Origin of the sequence: Acidovorax soli, assembly GCF_014207955.1 — a bacterium.
Lineage (GTDB): Bacteria > Pseudomonadota > Gammaproteobacteria > Burkholderiales > Burkholderiaceae_C > Acidovorax > Acidovorax soli_A.
Genome location: NZ_JACHLK010000002.1, coordinates 815182 through 835531 on the forward strand (window position 1 = coordinate 815182; position 20350 = coordinate 835531).

Genomic DNA, 20350 nt, shown 5'->3' on the forward strand with positions numbered 1-20350 from the left:
GATTGATTCACGACCCCCATTTTCTGGAGCAGACCATGAACACCCTGTCCACATCCCGCCGCCTTGCCCTGCAGTTGGCCGCCAGCGCCGCCCTGCTGGGCGCCACCGGTGCCGCCTGGGCCCACGGCGACGCCCCCCACGGCAGCACCGCCAAGGCAGCCCTGCCTGCCCAGCAGCAGGACTGGGGCATTGCCGGCAACCCCAAGGCCGTGCAGCGCACCATCACCCTGCGCATGGGCGACGACATGCGCTTTGCCCCCGCCCACATCGAGGTGCGCGAAGGCGAGACCGTGCGCTTGGTGGTGCAGAACAAGGGCCAGATCCTGCACGAGATCGTGCTCGGCACCCAGGCCTCGCTGGCCCAGCATGCCGAGATGATGCTCAAGCACCCCGGCATGGAACACGACGAGCCCTACATGGCCCATGTGAAGGCCGGCAACCAGGGCGACCTGGTGTGGACCTTCAACCGCCCCGGCCGCTTCGACTTTGCCTGCCTGATCCCCGGCCACTACCAGGCCGGCATGGTGGGCACCATCAACGTCGTGCCGCGCAAGGGCTGACCCAGGACAAGAAAGGACATCCCATGACCCACACACCAACCGCCAGCACCCGCCGCGCCTGGCTGGCCCTGCTCGCAGCCAGCGCCTTGCCTTGGGCTGCCGGCGCGGCCGCCCCCACACCGGTGGAAGTCTGGAAAGACCCGAACTGCGGCTGCTGCCAGGACTGGGTGGACCACATGCAGGCCAACGGTTTTGCCGTGAAGGTGCACGACACCGGCAACAACGCCGTGCGCGCGCGCCTGGGCCTGCCGCAAAAGCTGGGCTCCTGCCACACCGCCCTGGTGGGCGGCTACCTGGTCGAAGGCCATGTGCCCGCCAGCGACGTGCGCGCCCTGCTGCAGCAAAAGCCCGACGCGCTGGGCCTGGCCGTGCCCGGCATGCCCATCGGCTCGCCCGGCATGGACGGGCCGGCCTATGGCGGCCGCAAGGACAGCTATGCCGTGCTGCTGGTCGCACGCAACGGCAGCACCCGTGTTTTCAAGAACTACCCCGGCAATGCCGGCAAGAAGGAATCGACATGAACCCCACCATCACCCACCCACTGCGCTCCACCCTGCTCGCCGCCACGCTCCTGTTCGGTGCTGCGGCCGCCTTTGCGGGCGACGACCACGACCATGGCGAAGCCCATGGCAGCCAGGCAGCGGCCACCACGGACCTGAGCGAGGGCGAGGTCGTGCGCTGGGACGCCGCCAGCGCCAAGGTCACGCTGCGCCACGGCCCCATCCGCAACCTGGACATGCCACCCATGACCATGGTGTTCCGTGTCACCGACCCAACCCAGGCCGCGCAGGTCAAGCCGGGCGCCAAAGTGCGCTTTCGCGCCGAGCAGCAGGCGGGGGCCTACGTGGTGACGCGCATCGAGCCGGCCACGCCCTGAGCTGCCGCCGTCCCTACAATCTCCGCGTCGCAAACCCCAACGGTCCTCCCCATGCCCCAGCCCCTCTGCCCGCACCCGGCCGCCGCCGCAGGCATCCACCCCTGCCTGAAGGTGGGCGACAGTGTGGTGGCCGAGGTGGTGCTGGATGGCATGGCTGTCGCGCAGCTGGAGCACCAGGCCGCACAGCCCGGGTTGCAAAGGCAGCCCGCGCTGCTGGTACACCTGCCTCCCGGGCTGCAGCAACTGCAGCTGAGAGGCACGGTGACCCTGGCCGGCAAGCCCCCCGCGCCCCTGGACAGGACCTGGACCGTACGCGACTTGGCCCCCACCTCTGCCCCGCTGTACGACCCATGCCTGCCCTGGGCCGAGCGCATCCGCGCGCTGGCAGTGCAGGCCCCGCGCATCCAGATCGGGCCCGCCCCGTCCCACGCGGGCCAGGCCTCTCCACAAGCGGCGCTGCGGGCGCTGGAACAGCGTCTGGGCACCCCCGTGCCCACCCTGCTGCACCTGCTGGCGGACTGGGACATCGGCATCAGCGATTCCTACTTCGTGGGCGCCCGCGGCCTGGGCACCGTGGGCGAGATGCTGGTGAACCAATGGGACTACGCACGCACCGGCGAAGAGGGGCTGCAGGACCTGCTGCCCCCCGATGTGCTGGCCCGCTATGACCGCAGCCTGGCCGTGTACGTGGACGTGGGTGACGGCCTGGGCGCCCTGGCCTGGGACCCCGAGGGCGCCCCCGGCGAAGGCCAGTGGTACTGGCTGCACCAGGACGAGCTGGATGAACCCGCCTTGCTGCAGGACCACGCGAGTGGCCATCCGCACACCGCAGAGGCCGTCTTCACCCAGGTCTTCCAGCGTTTTGCGCTGTCGCGCCTGGCTTGCGCACAGACCGACGATGAACTCGTGGTGGACACGGCCCTGCCGCGCCCCAACATGCTGCAACTGCAGTTCGACAAGCGACGCCACCCCAGGCTATGGCTGTGCAGCTACGAGCACCCCTACGGGCTGTATTGACCTGTGCGGATTTGACTTCGACCGCCCTGTAACCTGTTCCAACGCCGTGGGTTCGCCTGGCCGTCCCAGGAGTCCGCGGCCTCCTGCCTCTGGCGCCCGCCGCCCCTACAATCGCGCCCCATCTGCAAAGAAAGGGATTCGATGACAGGGACCACCCGGCGCAGCACGCTGGCCACGCTGGGCGCCTTGCCCGTGGCGCTGCTGGCACAAACACCTGCGGCGGCCGGCATGCAGGTCGGCCTGCACCCCTGGCTGGAAGCCGGGGACAGCGTGGTGGCCGAACTGCTGGCCGATGGCCAGGTGGTGGGGCAGCTGGAGCACCGCTCCGCCAAGGCCGGCCTGCCCCGGCTGCCGGCCGCCACCGTGGCACTGCCTGCGGGCGTGCGGCGCCTGCAGTTGCGCGGCACGGTGACCGTGGCGGGCAAGGCCGGCCGCTTCACGCGGACCTGGACGGTGCGTGACCTGGCCAGCGCATCGGCACCGCTGTACGACCAGCGCCGGCCCTGGCCCGAGCGCGTGCGCGCGCTGGTACAGGCGATCCCGGTCGCCGAGGACGAAGACGCCCCGCTCACCCTGGCCCCCGCCCAGCCGGCGAACAGCGCCACCTGGGAGGCCCTGGCAAAGCGCCTGGGTGCCCCCGTGCCCCCGGCGCTGGCGCAGTTGCTGGCGGCCCTGGACATCCGCATGGGGCTATCGCACTTTGTGCGCCCGGCCGCGATGGGCACCCTGCTCGACCTGATGCACGGCGATTTCGGCTACCCGAGCACAGGCAAGGATGCCCCAGGCAACTTTCTCTCACCCGGCGTGCACGAGCGCTATGCCCGCAGCCTGGCGGTGTTCGTCACGGTCGGCGACGGCATGGGCGCCCTGGCCTGGGACCCCCGAGGCCTCACGCCCGAAGACCACGCCCGGCTGGGCAGCAGCCCGGGCCCCGCCACGGGCAGTGAAGGCCTGTGGTACTGGATGCACCAGGGAATGGCGGTCAAGCCCTCGCTGCTGCTGGACAAGGACCACCGCCCCCTGGGCACCGACCTGGCCCTGGCCAGCGTGTTCGAGCGCTACGCGCTCGCAGACCTGTACCAGCCCCTGGCCGACGATGAACTGGTGCTGGACAGCGCCACCCCGCTGGGCAACCTGCTGCTGTTGCATTTCAACGGGGCGCGCGTTCCGCAACTGCGCCTGAACAGCTACAACGGCCACTACGGGCACCACACCCAATATTGAAAGAGAGAGGGAGATCCATGAGCACGACACGGCGAAGCATTCTTGCCACCCTGGGCGCACTGCCCTGCGGCCTGCTGCAGGCACAGCCCCAGGCCGTTGCACAAGGCCCCCGGGCCGGCATCCACCCCTGGCTGGAGGTGGGCGACGCCGTCGTGGCCGATGTGCTGGCCAATGGCAAGGTGGCGGCACAGCTGAACCACCAGGCCACCCAGCCCGGCTTGCTGCGGCGGCCGGCGCTGGTCTGGGCCCTGCCCAAAGGCCTGCAGCGCGTGCAGTTGCGCGGCAACCTCACCCGCGCCGGCAAAACCACGCCCTTCAACAAGACCTGGACGGTGCGCGACATGGCCAGCGTCTCGGCCCCGCTGTACGACCAGGGCAAGCCCTGGATCGAGCGCGTGCGCGGCCTGGCCAAGCGCCTGGAGGAAGGCACGGTCACGGTCGAGCGGGCCAAGCTCCCGGCCGGCAAGCCGCCCGCCGCCACCGCGCTGCCGCAGTTGGAAAAGCGCCTGGGCGCCCCACTGCCCGCCATGGTCAGGCTGCTGGCCGACTGGCGCGTCGAGGTGGGCGACTCGTCCTTTGTGCACCCCTCGGCCATGACCACCGTGACCGACATGCTGCGGCGCCAATGGGACTATGCGCTCAGCGGCAAGGACGGGCTGGACCAGTTGCTGTCACCCAGCGTGCGCGCACGCTACGACCGCAGCCTGGCCGTGTTCGTGCACGTGGGCGACGGCATGGGCGCCCTGGCCTGGGACCCTGCCGGCGTGACCGCGGGCGAACCCACCCACACCTGGGGCGACCAGGGCAACCCCGGCGCCCAGCCCGGCACGGCCAACGAGGGCGTGTGGTACTGGCTGCACCAGGAGTACCTGCGCAAGCCCTCGCTGCTGCTCGACGAGGACTACCGCCCGCGCAATGCCGAGGCTGCCTTCACCCATGTGCTGCAGCGCCTGGCCTTCAGCGAGGTGGAAGAGGCCGCCAACGACAAGGAGCTGGTGGTGGACAGCGCCCTGCCACGCGCCAACCTGCTGCAGCTTCACTTCGACGAGGAGTCGCGGCAACCCAGCCTTTGGCTGCGCAGCTACGACAGCTACTACACGCTGTTCTGAGCGATGGGCACGGGCGTCTGCCCGCTTGCACGGCCGGGGTTCTCAACGCGCAGCAGCCCCTCAAAAGTCTGACGGCAGGACCATGCCGCTCGCGTCGGGCCCCAGTTCCAGCACCTCGCGAAAGCGCCTGGCCGCCAGCATCTCGTCGACATCGCGCCCGTAGCCGATGTACAGGCGCAGGCCGGTGATGTCGGAGCCCTGCTGCAGTTGCTGGGGCCGCAGACTCAGCGGCAGGGCCTCGGCCTCGCTGCCCAGCTGGGCGTTGCTGGCCACGGCAGGCACGGGCCAGCGCAACGGGCTCCAGGCGCCCTGCGCATCGAGCTGCATCCAGACACCCGGGCCCAGGGGCCCGGCAGAGGCCAGGGCGTACACATGGGCGTCTGGCGGGGTGCCGGCGCTGCCGAACACCTCGCCCGTGAGCGACAGGCTGCGCAGATTGCCCGCCAGCTGCGTCTTCACCCGGAACGGAGGGCGGTTCACCGCCGCCGCCACATTCGGCACCGCGGGGGCCAGGTCCAGGTCGCCGGTGCCGGCTTCGTTGACCACGGGGATGGGCTCTGCCGAGCTGGCGTAGGCACCGGATCCCAGTTGTCCCTGGCGGCCCAGGCCCATGGCCCATACCGTGCCATCGGCCAGGCGCAGGTGGACCGTGCCGCCGCGCCGGGCAGTCGCCGTGGTGTCGGCGCGGTCCTCGTCCACCCCCATCGATATCTCCTGGATGGGCGCATGCAACTGCAGGCGCCGGCCCCGGTGCTCGTTGAACAGCTTGCCGTAGCACTGCGCCGAGCCATCCTGCAGCACGGCACAGACATTGAAGTCTCCCGCGTGGATGGAGACAGCCTTGTGCGGCAGCGGCAGCACGATGGGGGTGCGCACGAGCCACGTTCCCCGGTTGAGCGCCGCACTGTCCTGCCCGGCGATCCCGTACAGGGGTTGCGCACCCCAGAACCAGACGGTGCCGGATGCGTCCAGCGCGTACGCAGCGCCGTAGCTCCCATCGGCCGTCGCCACCTGCGTGATGGTATGGGGCAGCCCCCCCACCTTGCTGGGTACCGACGATGCGACCAGGGACGCATGGACGTCGGAGCCCTGGAAGGGAGGGAAGATTTCGCGGCTTCCGCCAATGGTCCAGACCGAGCCGTCCACACCGAGGATGGCGCCATGCCCGTTGCCCCCCACGGACACACTGCGCGCCAGCGGCAGGCCCGTGGATCCCCCCACCACGGCAGGGCGGCCGTGGGGGACCGGATCGGTCCCCCAGCCCCCCGAGCTCCAGACCTTGCCATCGGCATCCACCGCCAGCCACTGGCCCTGCGCCGCCGCGAGCCGCTTGATGGGCGCCCCCAGCGGAATGTGCGTGGGCGTCTGCACAAAGCTGCGGCCCAGGAAGCTGGCCTGCCCGTCGTACTGCACGGCGCCCAGGCCCCAGCGGAAGATCCGCCCATCGGCCAGCAGCGCGTGGCTGCCCGCCTCGCTCGCGTGCACGCTGAGCGCGGCGGCCGGCAGCGAGAGCTTGCGCGGGCTCGCGACCGATTCGGCCCCACCGGCCGCATCGGCAGCCACCGCCAGATGCAGGCTGGTGTTGGAACCCATGGCGTGGAGCTTGCCGTCGCGCGTGATGTACATCAACACCGGCAACACGCCCCTCAAAGAGGTGTTGTGGCCGCTGGCATCGACCACGCCAGTGGCGACACGCTCCACCGCCATGTGCGGGCCGCCGGGAATCTCCACCGTGGGGACATACCGCCAGCGCCACAGATCGCCCTGCGCTGTCCACCCCAGGGAGCCTGCGCCACCGTGCACCACCTTGTACAGCTTCACGCCGGCCTTCTCCATGTCCGGGTGGATGCTGTCGCGGATGGCGAAGGGGTCGTAGCCCTGTGCCCAGCGCTCGGCCGGGCAATAGGTGAACCCTGGGGACGGCAATCCGTCCGGAATGCGGAGGGGATCGGTGCCCCACACCCACAGGCGGCCATCGGCATCCCTGGCCGTGACGCGTGCGACGGGGCCCCTTGCCGGGATGGCCGGAGACTGGTAGTTGATCGGCCCCTGGGCCTCGAAGATGAAATCCACGATGGGCGGCACGCCGCGCATGGCCCTCGGCGCCGAGGCCGCTGCGCTGCTGTCCGCGCAGGCCGCATCTTCGCCCCAGGTCCACACCACGCCCTGCTCGTCGAGCGCCACGGTGGCGCGCAGCTGGTGCTCGATGCGCACCAGCCGCGCAGGCACCTGCGCGGCGCGCTCAGGCACGGCGGCATCCACGCCCGACGGCAACGGTCCCCACCACCAAGGCTGGCCGTCCTTGTCGATCACAAAGGAGGGAGCGGAATCGCCCCCGTTGGCGATGTGCACCGCGCCGCGAAACACCACCTGGGGCGTGGCCCGGTCGGCCCGCGTTCCGTCCCCGAGCTGCCCCCGGGCATTGGTGCCCCAGCTCCAGACATTGCCCTCTTCGTCCAGCACCAGCGCACTGGTCCTGCTGGTGCGCACGGCTGCGGCCTTGGCCGGCAGGGGAATCTCGATCGCCGTGCTGGCGTAGACCGTCTTGCCCTGGCCCAGCTGGGCCAGGCGGTTGTCGCCCCAGGCCAGCACGCTGCCATCGGCCTGCAGTGCCATGCCATGGCGCGCGCCGGTGGCAATGGTCTGGGCCAGCGCGGCGCCCGATGGCCCCAGGCCCGCCAGCAGCGCCGGCAACAGCCAGCCCGCGGCCCGGCGCCATGGTGGTGGTGTCGTCATCGTGATCTTCCCTTCCTCTCTTGGGTCTGTCGCAAGGCGCGTCGGCAAATCAGGCCACACGCCACGGTGCCGTCACACGCCGTGGCGGCATGTGCGGAGAGAACCATCCTAGGCCGCGCTGCCCGGCTGCGCCCCACCCCACCGGGATGGGCCAGGCAGTGCTGCTGCCGTCAGCGATAAGCCGGGGTGCACAGGTTCTCGGGGCACGGGTCTGCAACCAGGTCCAGCACAGCGCGAAAGCGGCGGGCGGCCATCATCTCCTGCGCATCGCTCCCATAGCCGACGTAGACGCGCAGCCCTTCAAGCCCTGTGCCCGGGAGTTGCCGCAAGATGTTGGCCAGTGCAAGCGATTGGGCCTCGCCGGTCAGTTGCGCGTTGCTGGCCACGGCGGGCACCGGCCAGCGCAGCGGCCCCCACAGGCCCTGGGCATCGAGCTGCACCCAGACGCCCGGCGCCCCGCTGGCGGGGGCGGCCATGGCGTAGACATTGCTCCCGGCAGGCGCCCCTGCGCTGCCGAAGACCTCGCTGCGCAATGACAGCGCACGCAGGTTGCCCGAGAGCTGTGTCTTCACGCGGAACGGCGGGCGGGCCGTTGCCGCCGCGTCGGGCGTTCCCGGGTCCAGGTCCAGGTCGGCGGTGCCGGATTCGCTGACCAGCGGCACGGGGTCGAAGGCGTGCGCATGGGTGCCGGCACCCAGCTGACCCCACTGCCCATGGCCCCAGGCCCAGACAGCACCACCCGACAGGCGGAAATGCACCGTGCCGCCCTGCGTGCCATCGGCACCGATGGACACCTCGCGGATCGGCGCGTGCAGCGTGAAGCGCATGCCCAGGTGCTCGTTGAAGATCTTGCCGTAGCACTGGGCCGACCCGTCCTCCAGCACGGCGCAGAAGCTGCCGCCGCCGGCATGCACCGAGACGGCCTTGCCGGGCAGGGGCCGCACGAAGGGGGCCGGCACATCCAGGCCCGTGGTGGTGCCGGTGTCCACGGCACCACTCAGGCCGAATGACTCCCGTCCCCGAAACCACACCTGCCCCTGTGCGTCGAGCGCGAAGTGGGCCTCGCCGTAGCGCCCCAGCACCATCGCCACCTGCCTTACCTTCGGCAGGCCGCCATATTGAAAGGGCAGGAACACTGGAGGCCGCGTCTCGGCGTGGGGATAGGGCACCGCCTGCGCGGGCACGTTCCACAGCGTGCCGTCCACTCCCAGGATGGCGCCTCCCGCGCCGCCCACCACGAGGTCCTTTGCTGCAGGCAGGCCGGAGGCCCGCGTGACGAGCAGGCGCTGGAACCAGACAGGCTCCTTGTACTCGTTGCCGACGGCGGTGACATCGGTGCTCCAGACATCGCCGTTCGCAGCCAGGGCCATCCAGCGGCGCTCCCCTACCGCCAGTTTCACCGCGGGCGCAGGAAGGTCCAACTCCACCGGTGCCTGCGGCACGGCATAGCGGTTGAGGCTGGCGAAGGGCTTGTACTGCGCCGTGCCGTAGCCCCAGTGGAAGACCCGTCCGTCCTTGAGCAGCACATAGCTGCCGCTGGCGTTGGCGTGCACGCTCACGGCCGGCCCGGGCAACTGCACCTTCTGCGGCCCCGACACTGAATCGACCTCGCCGCTGGCGATGGCCAGGTGCAGGAACAGGTTGGAGCCCTTGGCGTAGACCTTGCCGCTCCTGGTGACGTAGACCAGCCCCAGCGTTCCGTGGCGGTCTCCAGCGGAATAGTTGCTTGCATCCACCACGTCCAGGGCTTCGCGGTGGATCTTGGTGCCAGGGCCCTGGCTGTCCCAATGCCAGAGCTCTCCGTCCTGCGTCAACCCGAGCGTGGAGCTGTTCTGCGACGCCACGGCCCGCTCGATGTTCATGCCGAGCACACGGGTGATGGCGACACCGGCGCTCACGAGCTCGGCGGGGATGTACGGTGGCACCAGCGGCATCGGCAACGTCCAGTCGGCTGCGTCCGGCGTGCGCACCGCAGGGCAGTACCGGCGTATTTCGGCCGGTCCATAGCCCATGAAACCATAGGAGGCCTCGGAGCCCCACTTCCAGACGTTGCCATCGCGGTCCACGGCGTTCACGATGGTCAGGGGCGTGCCGTCCGCGGGCGTGCCGGCGGCGCGCAGCGCGGAATAGGAGATCCAGAAATCCCTGATGGGCGGCAGGCCGCGCATGGCCACCGGGCCGGTCTTGCCTGGTGAATCGGCGCAGGCCACGCCTTCGCCCCAGGACCACACCACGCCCTGCTCGTCCAGCGCGGAGACCGTTCGGCCCCGAGGCTCCACCTTCACCAGCCGCACGGGCACCTGGGCGGACCGGGTGGGGGCCAGCAGCTCGCCGCCGCCGGGCACGGGCCCCCATTGCCAGGGCTGGCCGTCCTTGTCGAGCACGAAGGTGGGCGACGAAGCCCCGCCGTTGATCGCGATCTGCGCCGCGTTGCGGAACACGATCTGCGGCGTGGCCCGGTCGGCGCGCGTGCCATCCCCCAGCTCGCCGCGGCGGTTGGTGCCCCAGCTCCAGATGTTGCCCTGTTCGTCCAGCACCAGCGCGTTGGTGGCGCTGGCCTGCACGGCCACGGCCTTGGCGGGCAAGGGGATCTCGCGCGCCGTCTCGGCATACAGTGTGCGGCCCTGGCCCAGTTGTCCCAGGCGGTTGTCGCCCCAGGCCAGCACGCTGCCGTCGGCTTGCAGCGCCAGACCATGGCGCGCGCCGGTGGCGATGGTCTGGGACTGCGCGGCGGTGGCCAGGGCCAGCAGCACCAGGAGTGCGATGAACCGGCTCGCCAGCCCCGTGGGATTTCTTCGCTGCATCATTGCCCCCCCAGCAAGGTCGGTCCGCACGGAGTGAGCGTGCAGTCCTCATGGACCAGTTCGAGCACTTCGCGAAAGCGCTTGGCCGCGAGCATTTCGTCCACATCGCGGCCATGGCCGACGTACACGCGCAGCCCCTCCAGGCCCGTACCGGTGAACCGCTGCAGGATGTTTTCCAGCGTGATGGACTGGGCTTCGCTCGCCAGCGCTGCGCCGCTGGCAATGGCAGGTATGGGCCAGCGCAGCGGGCCCCAGTGCCCCTGCGCGTCAAGCTGCACCCAGGTGCCACCGCCCGGTGCGCCGGAACTGGCCAGGGCATACACATTGCTCGCTGTTGGAGCGCCAGCGCTCCCGAACACGTCGCCACCGAGCGACAGGGAACGCAGGTTGCCGGTCAGTCGCATCTTCACCCTGAACGGGGGTCGCACGGCCGCCCCCGGCGCTACAGAGGGGCCCAGAATCAGGTCTGCAGTTGCGGCCCCGTTGACCACCGGCATGGGCTCTGCCGCATTGGCATAGGTGCCGTTGCCCAACTGGCCATGGAGCCCTTGCCCCTGGGCCCAGACCGAGCCATCGGCAAGCTGCAGATGCACGGTGGTTCCCTGGGTCCCGTTGGAAGCATGCGTGCCGAAGGAGATCTCCCGGATCGGGGCATGCAAGCGAAACCGCACGCCCCGGTGCTCGTTGAACAGCCAGCCATAGCACTGTGCCGATCCATCGGCGAGGATGGCGCAGAAACTCGACTGGCCGGCGCGTATGGCAACCGCTTTCTGGGGCAGTGGAAGCGGTATGGGCGTCTGCACCTCGCGGTCGCCGGCAGACAACTGGTCGCTGTCGTGCCCCGTCAAGCCGAACCGGGAGCGGCTGCCCCAGAACCAGACCCCGCCCTCGGCGTCCAGCGCATACAGTGCAGCAGACACGGGGGTGGCCGAAGCCACCTGCACGATGGATGGGGGCAGCCCCTGCACCTGGTGCGGCGTGGCCAGCACATCCAGTACGCCGTAGATATCGGGAACCACCCCGGGCACGATGGGCGCAAGGGGCCCCACGGGTGCAAGACCCGCGCGGGTGCCCATGGTCCATACCGAACCATCCACGCCGAGGACCATTCCGATGGTCTTGCCGGACACGGCAATGTCCCGGGCCAGGGGCAGGCCCGTATCACGGATCAGCATTGCGGGCAGGTACGACTTCAGCGGTTCGCGCACCGTGGGCCGGCTGCCCCAGCCGTCGGAACTCCAGACCCGGCCATCGGCGTCCAGGGCCAGCCACTGGTCTTGCGCCACCGCCAGCTTGGCGATGGGTGCGCCCAGGGGAATGTGCGTTGGCACCTGGGGGTACAGCCGTTGCTCGAAATTGGCCTGCGGGTCGTAGCGCGTGGCGCCCAGGCCCCAGCCATAGACCCGGCCATCGCTGAGCAGGGCGTAGCTGCCAAAGGGCTGCGCGTGCACACTGCGCGCAGGCCCGGGCAGCGCCATCGTGCCAGGGGTGGACATGGAATCCACCCCGTCAGACGCCGTGGCCAGATGCAGGCTGAGGTTGGTGCCCAGCCCATGGAGCCTGCCGTCGCGCGTGATGTACAGGATGCCGGATACCAGGGGTTCGCCCTCGCTGGTGTGGGAGCTGGCATCCACCACGCCAGTGGCCACGCGGTGCAAGGTGACGCGGTAGCCTGCAGGCTCCGCCTCCACCGGTGGCATCCACTGCCAGAGATCCCCTTCAGCCGTCCAGCCCAGGTAACCGGCGCCGCCGACTCCAGCGTACTGGGCGATCTTCACCCCCTGTGCTGCCATGCCGGGGTGGACCCTGCGCTCGTAGGCCCATGGATCCTCCTGCGTTGCAACCGGTGGGCAGTAGGTCTGTCGCGGCGGGGGAATCGGGCCCCAGCTCGAAACCCGGGGGTCCGTGCCCCATTTCCAGAGGGCGCCATTGGCATCCCGCGCAATGATCCGGGAGGCCGGGACCTCGCCTGCGCGCTCGTCCGAGCTGCCGCGCGCAGGGGCCGAGGCGGCCAACCGCAGCTCCTGGATGCGCGGCAGCCCCTTCATGGCCACCGGCCCGGTGTACGCCGCCGTGCCCGCGCAGGCAGCGCCCTCGCCCCAGGACCAGACCACGCCCTGGTCGTCGATTGCCGCCGTGCTGCGTGCCTGGTGCTCGATCTGCACCAGGCGCGCGGGTACGCGCGCCGCGCGCTCGGGCACCGCCACGTTGGTGCCGGACGGCAACGGCCCCCACCACCAGGGCTGCCCGTCCCGGTCGATCAGGAACGACGGTCCCTTGTCCCCGCCGTTGACGATGCCGCTCGCCCCCCGGAAGATGAGCTGTGGCGTGGGCCTGTCCGTGCGCGTGCCATCGCCCAGCTGGCCTTTGCGGTTGGTCCCCCAACTCCACACGTTGCCCTGCTCGTCCAGAACCAGGACGCCGGTATTGCTGGTGCGCACGGCTGCGGCCTTGGCCGGCAGCGGGATTTCGCGCGCCGTGCTGGCGTGGACGGTTTTGCCGCCACCCAGCTGCGCCTGGCGGTTGTCACCCCAGGCGAGCACGCTGCCGTCGGCTTGCAGCGCAAGGCCGTGGCGCGCGCCGGTGGCGATGGATTGGGACTGCGCGGCAGTGGTGCCCAGGGCCAGGGCCAGCAGGCCGGCCAGGGAGCGAAGAAGCGGATGGTGCATGCAAGAGGCCTCGGAACAGGTGCCTGGCGGCAACGTGAATCGCTTGGTCGGCTGGCTGGTTGATGGGCCATCAGTCTTCGGGCGCCAGTTCCAGCACCTCGCGGAAGCGCCGCGCCTGCAGCATCTCCTGCGCATCGCGCCCCTGGCCCACGAACACCCGCACGCCGGCCAGGCCCGTGCCTATGAACTGCGGCAAGATGTTGAGCGGCACCGATTGCGCCTCGGTGGCAAGCGGCACATTGCTTGCCGCGGCAGGCACGGGCGAGCGCAGCAGGCTCCACTGGCCTTCCCCGTCCAACTGTATCCAGGTGCGCAGGTCGGCTGTGGCGAAGGCGTAGAGGTTGGTGGTGCCGTTGCCAGTACCACCACCCGTTGCAGCGCCGAACACATCCGCGTTGAACGACAGCGTACGCAGGTTGCCCTCCAGGCGCGTCTTCACGCGGAATGGAGGACGGTTGGCCGTGGGCACATTGGGCGTGGTGGGGTCCAGGTCCAGATCGCCGGTTCCGGCTTCGTTGTTGACAGGGACGGGTTCTGCGGTGTTGGCGTGGATGCCCGCGCCCAACTGCCCATAACGGCCCTGGCCCCAGGCCCAGACGGTACCGTCGGCCAGACGGAAGTGGACGGTGTTTTCACGCCTGTCGGTCGTGCGGCCCATGGCCTGTTCGGCCCCGCCGACCGCCAGTTCCTTGATGGGCGCGTGCAGTCGAAAATGCATCCCGGCATGTTCGTTGAACATCTTGCCGTAGCACTGGGCAGAGCCATCTTCCAAAATGGCACAGAAACCGTAGTCGTAGGCATTGGTGTGGATCGAAACAGCCTTCTGCCTCAAGGGCAGCACATAGGGCACATTGACGATCAGATCTCCCCCTACTGCGGCAACCGAGCGCCCGCCGATACCGTAGGCATGCTGGCCCCAGAACCAGACGGACCCCGAGGCATCGAGCGCATACGCAGCGGCCCCAATGTACCCGCCAATCGCGGCCACCTGCACGATGGACGAAGGAAGTGCCAGAACTTTCTTGGGTGTCCACAGGTGCGACAACACATCGTCAAAATTCTGCAAAGGCGGGCTGGGAGGGGGCGACACCCCGGCAAAGGCACCGATGGTCCAGACCGATCCGTCCACGCCCAAAATGGCAGCCATGGCCGTGGCCCCTGCGCTACCACCCAGCGCAATGTCCCGTGCAGGTGGCAGACCGTTGGCACGGCTCACCATGGTCGGGCGCAAAAGGCCCGAGCCTTTCACGCCCGAGCCCCACTCATCCGAGCTCCAGACGTTGCCGCTTGAATCCAGCGCCAGCCAGCGGCCTTCCGTCACCGCAAGTTTTGCAATGGAGGCCGGTATCCCGATCTGTGAGGGCCCTGGCCGGGGCACATACCAGTTGAGATTGGCACTGGGATCGTATTGCGCGGCTCCAAGGCCCCAATTGAACACCCGCCCATCCTTCAAGACCGCATACCCGCCATCGGGCATCACATGAACGCTGGCAGCGCCTGCGGGCAGCGGAACTCTCTGAGGTCCGGCGACCGAATCGATCTGATTGCTGGACAGGGCAAGATGCAGATTGGCGTTGGAGCCCTTGGCCAGCACCCTGCCGTCGCGGGTGATGTAGATCAGCCCCTGGGTTCCCTCGCGAAGTTCGGTGGAGTAGCTGCTGGCATCCAACACCCCCGAAGCCTCATGGCTCAAGGTAACCGGGGGGGCCGTCCCGGGCGGCCCGGACTGGACTTGCCGCCACAGCCACAGGTCCCCGTTTTCAGTCAATCCAGCGGTAGTCCATTGGTTTGAGGGGATGACCCGTTTGATGACCGTTCCGGCCTTTACCAGATCGGCGTGGATCCGGGGTTGGTAGCCCAGCATAGCGCTTGCGTCCAGCGACTGGACAGGAGGGCAGGTGGACTGGAGCCTGGCCATTCCGCTGGAATACACCACCTCTGCGCCCCATTTCCAATACTTCCCGTCGCGGTCAACTGCATAGATACGCGAGATATACTGCGGCGCCACCGGGTCAGGAAATTCGCGGCGATCGGGATTGAAGGTGTCGCCGACAACGACAAAGTCCTTGATGGGCGGAACGTCACGCATCGCAAACGCCTCGCCGGCTGCTTGGGTTGCGCCAGCACATGCGGCACCCACACCCCAGGACCACACCACCCCCTGGTCATCCAGTGCGGCCATTGCCCGCCCACTGGACAGTACCCGCACCAGCCGGGCAGGCACCCGGGCTGCTTGTGCTGGCTGAGTCAGTTCTCCGCCTGAAGGCAAGGGTCCCCACCACCAGGGCTGTCCATCTCTGTCGAGCACCCATGACGGACGTTGATCGCCGCCGTTGTCAACGAGTTGGGCCGCGTTGCGAAAAACGATCCTGGGCGTGGCCCGGTCGGTGCGCGTGCCATCGCCGAGTTGCCCCCGGCGGTTGGTGCCCCAGCTCCACACATTGCCCTGGTCGTCGAGCACCAGCGCGTTGGTGGAGCTGGCACGTACGGCCACTGCTTTTGCCGACAAGGGGATCTCGCGCGCAGCCTCGGCATACAGCGTGCGTCCTTGTCCCAGTTGTCCCTGCCGATTGTCTCCCCAGGCCAGCACGCTGCCGTCGGGCTGCAGCGCCAGCCCATGGCGCGCGCCCGTCGCAATGCTCTGCGCCTGCACGGCACCCGATGAACCCAGCCCCACGAGCAACGCGGGCAGCAGGCAGGCCAGAGCCCGACGCCACAATGGTGTCGCCATATCGATCCTTCCTCTCTTGTCTAATCTTGTCGTTCCATTGTGGTGCACCGTGCTGGCATGACAGGTGATACCCGTCACCTTCCAATGCGCTTACAACACACCGTTACAACGCGGCCGAAAACGGGTCGACCCCGCCGCGTCCGCCCCGCGCATTTGCACCGCCCATAATCACTGACCATGACGCACACAACGACAACAACGACCTTCCTCTCCCCTGTCACCCACGGCGATTCCCACGACGCCGGCAGCATCACCCGCGTGCCCGGCATCGAGGTCGGCCACTTCACCGACCCACGGCGGCCCACGGGCTGCACGGTCATCCTTGCGCGCGAAGGCGCAGTGGGCGGTGTGGACGTGCGCGGCGCGGCGCCCGGCACGCGCGAGACGGACCTGCTGGACCCATCGAACCTGGTGGAAAAGGTGCACGGCATCATGCTGGCGGGCGGCAGCTCCTGGGGGCTGGATGCGGCCGGCGGCGCGGTGCGCTGGCTGGAGGAGCATGGCATCGGCTTCGACGTGGTGGTGGGCCGCCTGCCCCTGGTGCCCGGCGCCGTGCTGTTCGACCTGCTGGTGGGGGACATGCGCATCCGCCCCGATGCCGCTGCCGGCTATGCCGCGTGCGAGGCCGCCTCGCGCGCCGACCCGGCCGAGGGCAATGTGGGCGCGGGCACGGGCGCGGCCGTGGGCAAGATCTTCGGCATCCAGAACGCGATGAAGGGCGGCATCGGCACGGCGTCGATCACGGTGGGTGGCGTCACCGTGGGCGCCCTCATCGCCTGCAATGCCCTGGGCGATGTGGTCGATCCCGACACCGCCCAGGTGATCGCCGGCGCCCGCACCGATGATGGCAAACAACTGCGCGACACGCGCCGCGCCCTGCTGCGCGGCGAGCTGCCCAAACCCCTCCTGGCCGGCACCAACACCACCATCGGCGTCATCGCGACCGACGCCACCATCACCAAGGCCCAGGCCCACCGCCTGGCCGTGACCGCGCACGATGGCCTGGCGCGCAGCATCAACCCGGTGCACACCATGTCCGATGGCGACACGCTTTTCGCCCTGGGCACGGGGGTGTCGGGCCAAAACCCGGGGATGATGGTGCTGTCCACCATGGCCGCCGAGGTGACGGCCATCGCCACGGCCCGGGCCGTGCGCGCGGCGCGCTCGATCACGACGGCGCAGGGGCTGTACCTGCCATCGGCGCAGGACCTGGGCTAAGGCGCCCGCGCCCGCTTGCACCACATGACCGCCCGCCTCCACGATCTGCAGCGCGTGCGCGAGGCGTCGGGAGCGCCAGTTTCTGCCTGCCGGGCCGCACTGGATGCCGCAGCGGGCCATGTGGCCGACGCCATCGATCTGCTGGCCCGCCAAAGCAAGGCCGCAAGTGATGTGGCGCATCCCTTCGACGGCACGGACTGGTTCACCGGCCCTCCGCTGACGCGCACGGCGCTGCACGCGGCACAGCAGGCGCTGGGTTTTCGGTTTCCGGCGGCGTACACCGACCTGCTGCTCATCAGGAATGGAGGCAGCACTCGGCACGGTTGCTTTGCCGTGAGCCGCCCCACGTCCTGGGCCCCTGACCACATTGCGATCACCGGTATACGCGGCATCGGTGGCAAGCACGGGATCGACATCGCAACTGAACGTGCGATCCACGCGGATTGGGGCTACCCCTCTTGGGGCTTTGTGTTCGCAGAAACACCGACCGCGGGGCACACCGTGGTCATGTTCGACTACCGCGCATGCGGCCCGGAAGGCGAGCCCTGCGTGGTCTGGGTAGACACTTATGGCGATGCACCCGAGGTGCTACCGCTCGCCCAGGATTTCACGGCGTTTGTGGCCGGCCTGTGCGATGCCGAGGCTTTCGACGGCCGGGGATAGCGCCACCCGCCGGCCCCTCGGCCCGTCACACCGTTTCAATCCGGTTGCGCCCATTCCTCTTGGCCGCATACAGCTGCTGGTCCACCGCCGCGATGAAGTCCGAAGGGCTGGCATAGTCGGCCGGCGTGGCCGTGCCCACGCCGATGCTCAGGGTCACGCGCTGCTCGTGCGGCGACTGGGCGTGGGCGATGCCCTGCTTCTGGATCAGGCGCTGGCAGCGCTCGGCCACCTTGAGGGCGGCATGCGCATCGGCGCCGGGCAGCAGGATGATGAACTCCTCGCCACCAAAGCGCGCCACCAGGTCGCGTGGGTTCTCGAGCGCCAGGCTCAGCGTGCGAGCGATGGCGATCAGGCAGTCGTCGCCCTGGACATGGCCGTACAGGTCGTTGTACTGCTTGAAGAAGTCGATGTCGAGCATGAGCACCGACACGGGCGTGCCACTGGCGCCACCGCCATTGCGCGCACTCTCCCACTCCAGTTCGATGGCGGCATTGAAGCGCCGCCGGTTGGCGATGTTGGTCAGGCCGTCCTTGAACGACAGGGCCTCGAGCTCCTTTTGCAGGACGAGCAGCTTCTCTTCGGTCTTCTTGCGCTCGGTGATGTCGAACATGAAACCGATCAGCGCCTCGACCTCGCCGTCGGGCTTGCGCACCACGTGGACCACATCGCGGATCCACACGTAGCCGTTGTCCTTGGTAAGGGCACGGTAGTCGGCCTCGTGGTCCACGCCGGCCTTGGATTGGGCCACGCAGAAGTTGACCACGTAGTCGCGGTCCTCGGGGTGCATGCGGCTGGCCCAGTCGTCCACGGTGAGCCAGCTGTCCTGGCTCCAGCCCAGCAGCGGCTCGATCTGCGGACCGATGTAGGCGAACTTCATCGTCGCCCAGTCGATCTTCCAGGGGATGGCGCGCGTGGATTCAAGCAGGGTCTTGTAGACCACACTGTCACTGTCGCTACCGCTGAGTTCCTTCACATCGGCCATGTCCATCTTTAGGCTCTCCCTGTCCGCAGTATCAGTTATCCCTTGCGCTGTGCTCCACCCACTACGCATGAGACTGGCGCGGCCCAAGCCAGTGCCTCCGCGCAAGGGCCGCCCCGCCGCGAAGGCGGCGTATCCAGCGACTGCGCTGGAGGCCTCCCCCTCCCGACTCGCGCAGCGAGTCGAGAGAGGGGTGAAGGCGCGAAGCGACTCAGGGGGTGTTTCACTTCAGCCAATGGCAAGAGGCCGGCTGTGCACGGTGGCGATCGCGTTCCAGTACCAGTAGAAATACCCGCCTTCGGTCTGCAGCAGTGTGTGGGTCTTGATGCTGTTCTGGTGGATGTCGCCCCAGCAGGCGCGCGCCGAGTTGCGGTTGTTGTGCAGATCGACCACGGCCGCCGGGTCGCTGCTGGCCGGCTTGGGCGGTACATACAGCGCGCTGCCGCGTGGCACCCACAGGTCGGCCAGGCGGATCTTGCCCAGTTCCGGCCAGTAGCGCCCTACCGAGATCACCAGCGGCTGGGTGGGGTCGGTGGAGGCGAACACATGCGGAAAATCATGGTGCTCCAGGTCGGTGCAGACCACGCTGAGCAAGGCGTCGCCCGTGCCCTGGTAGGGCGACCAGTGGCCGGCGAACACGCCGTACTCGTACTCGACCTGCTGCAGCTCGGTCACCGGGCTTGCGATCTGCACCACCTGCCCCGGCTCCACCAGCGTGATGCCGAACGCCGCCGCAATGCTGCGCGTGGCCCACAGGGGTGCGAACACCACCTCCTCGGCCGCAAAGCCCAGCCGCGTTTCCACACCGTAGGGCGGCATGGACTTCACACCCAGCACATCGGCCACCAGGTACTCGGTGCCCACGGCCAGCGCCGAGTCGGTGGCTGCGGGCGTGAGCGGGGTGAGGCCCTCGGGCGGCTCGGTCAGGTAGACCGGCATGCCGCCATCGTTGAAGAAGAACGGGGTCTTGGCGGTATCGACCTGGGTCTCGTAGATGTCCTTGATGAAGATCGGGGCGTCGAGGTGGGGTCCGGGCATCGGTGGGGCGTTCCTTCGTTCGAGACACTGGGTTCTGTCGGTCCTTGCGCAAGAACCATGCCCTTGCACTATAGCGGCCCCGGATGACAGCCCCGGGTCATCGGGCTCCCATGGCGGCGCCCTCAGCGCGGCTCGCGCCAGTACCAGAACAGGGCCACCTCCCGCGTCCCCGGCTGCAGGGCCCGGTACAGGCCCGCATCGAAGCCCTCCAGCGTGAACCCACAGGCCGCATACAGTGTGCAGGCCGCCACATTGTTGCTCTGCGTCTCCAGTACCACGCCGGCCAGTTGCTGTGCACGCGACCAGGCGATGGCATGCTCCACCAGCGCCCGGGCCACGCCCCTGCGCCGAAAGGCCTGGCCGACCACCAGGTCGTCGATGCTGGCGCAGCCATTCCAGTGGCGCGACAAGCGGACCTCGCCCGCGGGCTCGCCGCCGAGCCAGGCCACGAAGGAATGGCCGTCGTCCTCACCCTCGCCAGCTTCCGATGCGCCCTGCGGCCCCTCATCGGCATAGGTCTTCACATACGGCGCCACGCGGGCCACTTCGTAGCCCAGCCGGCCATCGGCAAGGCGCAGCACCAGCTCGCTCTCGACGGCAAAGCTGCGGTCATGCGCCGACCATGCGGGCGCCTGGCCGGGCGGGCTCTCGGCAATGTGCAGCCCGCCCACATGGGCCCGAGCCCGGTTCTCATCTTTTGCCACCATCGCGCTCCCTCAAGAACA

At 69.0% G+C, this 20350-nt stretch carries 15 protein-coding genes; 8 read left to right on the forward strand and 7 right to left on the reverse strand.

Annotation, left to right across the window (positions count from 1 at the left end; translation table 11 throughout):
* Nucleotides 1–35 precede the first annotated feature (35 nt).
* The 6 genes from HNP48_RS08230 to HNP48_RS08255 all read left to right on the forward strand — a co-directional run bounded on the left by HNP48_RS08230 (nucleotide 36) and on the right by HNP48_RS08255 (nucleotide 4787).
* Nucleotides 36–560: a plastocyanin/azurin family copper-binding protein gene (locus tag HNP48_RS08230; protein ID WP_184856391.1), complete on the forward strand. Its 525-nt coding sequence runs from the start codon at nucleotides 36–38 to the stop codon at nucleotides 558–560.
* A 23-nt stretch (nucleotides 561–583) separates the two neighbouring features.
* The gene (locus tag HNP48_RS08235) at nucleotides 584–1081 is read left to right on the forward strand and encodes a DUF411 domain-containing protein (protein WP_184856392.1); all 498 of its coding nucleotides are present in this window, start codon (nucleotides 584–586) and stop codon (nucleotides 1079–1081) included.
* Nucleotides 1078–1437, forward strand: coding sequence for a copper-binding protein (locus HNP48_RS08240; RefSeq protein ID WP_184856393.1), 360 nt, complete (start codon nucleotides 1078–1080; stop codon nucleotides 1435–1437). Before HNP48_RS08235 ends, HNP48_RS08240 begins: the two co-directional genes overlap by 4 nt.
* Before the next feature lie 51 nt (nucleotides 1438–1488).
* The gene (locus HNP48_RS08245; protein WP_260420139.1) at nucleotides 1489–2454 is read left to right on the forward strand and encodes a hypothetical protein; all 966 of its coding nucleotides are present in this window, start codon (nucleotides 1489–1491) and stop codon (nucleotides 2452–2454) included.
* Nucleotides 2455–2595: 141 nt separating this feature from the next.
* Nucleotides 2596–3678, forward strand: coding sequence for a hypothetical protein (locus HNP48_RS08250; protein WP_184856394.1), 1083 nt, complete (start codon nucleotides 2596–2598; stop codon nucleotides 3676–3678).
* Nucleotides 3679–3695: 17 nt separating this feature from the next.
* Nucleotides 3696–4787: a hypothetical protein gene (locus HNP48_RS08255; protein ID WP_260420140.1), complete on the forward strand. Its 1092-nt coding sequence runs from the start codon at nucleotides 3696–3698 to the stop codon at nucleotides 4785–4787.
* A 60-nt stretch (nucleotides 4788–4847) separates the two neighbouring features.
* Here the strand turns inward: HNP48_RS08255 and HNP48_RS08260 are convergent, their stop codons facing one another.
* From HNP48_RS08260 to HNP48_RS08275, 4 genes are all read right to left on the reverse strand, one after another.
* On the reverse strand, nucleotides 4848–7523 hold the full coding sequence (locus tag HNP48_RS08260) for a hypothetical protein (protein ID WP_184856395.1): 2676 nt from the start codon (nucleotides 7521–7523) through the stop codon (nucleotides 4848–4850).
* A 170-nt stretch (nucleotides 7524–7693) separates the two neighbouring features.
* Nucleotides 7694–10330: a hypothetical protein gene (locus HNP48_RS08265; protein ID WP_221480119.1), complete on the reverse strand. Its 2637-nt coding sequence runs from the start codon at nucleotides 10328–10330 to the stop codon at nucleotides 7694–7696.
* Nucleotides 10327–12996 (reverse strand): RCC1 domain-containing protein, encoded by a 2670-nt coding sequence (locus tag HNP48_RS08270; protein WP_184856397.1) that lies wholly within the window; start codon nucleotides 12994–12996, stop codon nucleotides 10327–10329. The genes HNP48_RS08265 and HNP48_RS08270 overlap by 4 nt, the downstream gene beginning before the upstream one ends.
* 70 nt (nucleotides 12997–13066) lie before the next feature.
* Nucleotides 13067–15727, reverse strand: a complete 2661-nt coding sequence (locus HNP48_RS08275; RefSeq protein ID WP_184856398.1) for a hypothetical protein — start codon at nucleotides 15725–15727, stop codon at nucleotides 13067–13069.
* Nucleotides 15728–15904: 177 nt separating this feature from the next.
* Between HNP48_RS08275 and HNP48_RS08280 the strand changes: the two genes are divergently transcribed.
* Both HNP48_RS08280 and HNP48_RS08285 read left to right on the forward strand, forming a co-directional pair.
* Nucleotides 15905–16945, forward strand: a complete 1041-nt coding sequence (locus HNP48_RS08280) for a P1 family peptidase (protein ID WP_184856399.1) — start codon at nucleotides 15905–15907, stop codon at nucleotides 16943–16945.
* Between the two features lie 24 nt (nucleotides 16946–16969).
* Nucleotides 16970–17608 (forward strand): SMI1/KNR4 family protein, encoded by a 639-nt coding sequence (locus HNP48_RS08285; protein ID WP_260420165.1) that lies wholly within the window; start codon nucleotides 16970–16972, stop codon nucleotides 17606–17608.
* A 25-nt stretch (nucleotides 17609–17633) separates the two neighbouring features.
* Here the strand turns inward: HNP48_RS08285 and HNP48_RS08290 are convergent, their stop codons facing one another.
* The 3 genes from HNP48_RS08290 to HNP48_RS08300 all read right to left on the reverse strand — a co-directional run bounded on the left by HNP48_RS08290 (nucleotide 17634) and on the right by HNP48_RS08300 (nucleotide 20332).
* On the reverse strand, nucleotides 17634–18590 hold the full coding sequence (locus HNP48_RS08290) for a sensor domain-containing diguanylate cyclase (protein ID WP_184856538.1): 957 nt from the start codon (nucleotides 18588–18590) through the stop codon (nucleotides 17634–17636).
* A gap of 225 nt (nucleotides 18591–18815) precedes the next feature.
* Entirely contained in the window at nucleotides 18816–19625 is an 810-nt protein-coding gene (locus HNP48_RS08295; protein WP_184856401.1) for a hypothetical protein, read from the reverse strand.
* A 122-nt stretch (nucleotides 19626–19747) separates the two neighbouring features.
* Nucleotides 19748–20332 carry a GNAT family N-acetyltransferase gene (locus HNP48_RS08300; RefSeq protein WP_184856402.1) on the reverse strand — a complete coding sequence of 195 codons (585 nt, stop codon included), beginning with the start codon at nucleotides 20330–20332 and terminating at the stop codon, nucleotides 19748–19750.
* Nucleotides 20333–20350 lie beyond the last annotated feature (18 nt).

What these genes read in the sequence shown, in the direction of transcription:
- HNP48_RS08230 (WP_184856391.1), top strand. Translation starts at nt 36, where the DNA reads ATGAACACCCTGTCCACATCCCGCCGCCTTGCCCTGCAGTTGGCCGCC.
- HNP48_RS08235 (WP_184856392.1), top strand. Translation starts at nt 584, where the DNA reads ATGACCCACACACCAACCGCCAGCACCCGCCGCGCCTGGCTGGCCCTG.
- HNP48_RS08240 (WP_184856393.1), top strand. Translation starts at nt 1,078, where the DNA reads ATGAACCCCACCATCACCCACCCACTGCGCTCCACCCTGCTCGCCGCC.
- HNP48_RS08245 (WP_260420139.1), top strand. Translation starts at nt 1,489, where the DNA reads ATGCCCCAGCCCCTCTGCCCGCACCCGGCCGCCGCCGCAGGCATCCAC.
- HNP48_RS08250 (WP_184856394.1), top strand. Translation starts at nt 2,596, where the DNA reads ATGACAGGGACCACCCGGCGCAGCACGCTGGCCACGCTGGGCGCCTTG.
- HNP48_RS08255 (WP_260420140.1), top strand. Translation starts at nt 3,696, where the DNA reads ATGAGCACGACACGGCGAAGCATTCTTGCCACCCTGGGCGCACTGCCC.
- HNP48_RS08260 (WP_184856395.1), bottom strand. Translation starts at nt 7,523, where the DNA reads ATGACGACACCACCACCATGGCGCCGGGCCGCGGGCTGGCTGTTGCCG.
- HNP48_RS08265 (WP_221480119.1), bottom strand. Translation starts at nt 10,330, where the DNA reads ATGATGCAGCGAAGAAATCCCACGGGGCTGGCGAGCCGGTTCATCGCA.
- HNP48_RS08270 (WP_184856397.1), bottom strand. Translation starts at nt 12,996, where the DNA reads ATGCACCATCCGCTTCTTCGCTCCCTGGCCGGCCTGCTGGCCCTGGCC.
- HNP48_RS08275 (WP_184856398.1), bottom strand. Translation starts at nt 15,727, where the DNA reads ATGGCGACACCATTGTGGCGTCGGGCTCTGGCCTGCCTGCTGCCCGCG.
- HNP48_RS08280 (WP_184856399.1), top strand. Translation starts at nt 15,905, where the DNA reads ATGACGCACACAACGACAACAACGACCTTCCTCTCCCCTGTCACCCAC.
- HNP48_RS08285 (WP_260420165.1), top strand. Translation starts at nt 16,970, where the DNA reads ATGACCGCCCGCCTCCACGATCTGCAGCGCGTGCGCGAGGCGTCGGGA.
- HNP48_RS08290 (WP_184856538.1), bottom strand. Translation starts at nt 18,590, where the DNA reads ATGGCCGATGTGAAGGAACTCAGCGGTAGCGACAGTGACAGTGTGGTC.
- HNP48_RS08295 (WP_184856401.1), bottom strand. Translation starts at nt 19,625, where the DNA reads ATGCCCGGACCCCACCTCGACGCCCCGATCTTCATCAAGGACATCTAC.
- HNP48_RS08300 (WP_184856402.1), bottom strand. Translation starts at nt 20,332, where the DNA reads ATGGTGGCAAAAGATGAGAACCGGGCTCGGGCCCATGTGGGCGGGCTG.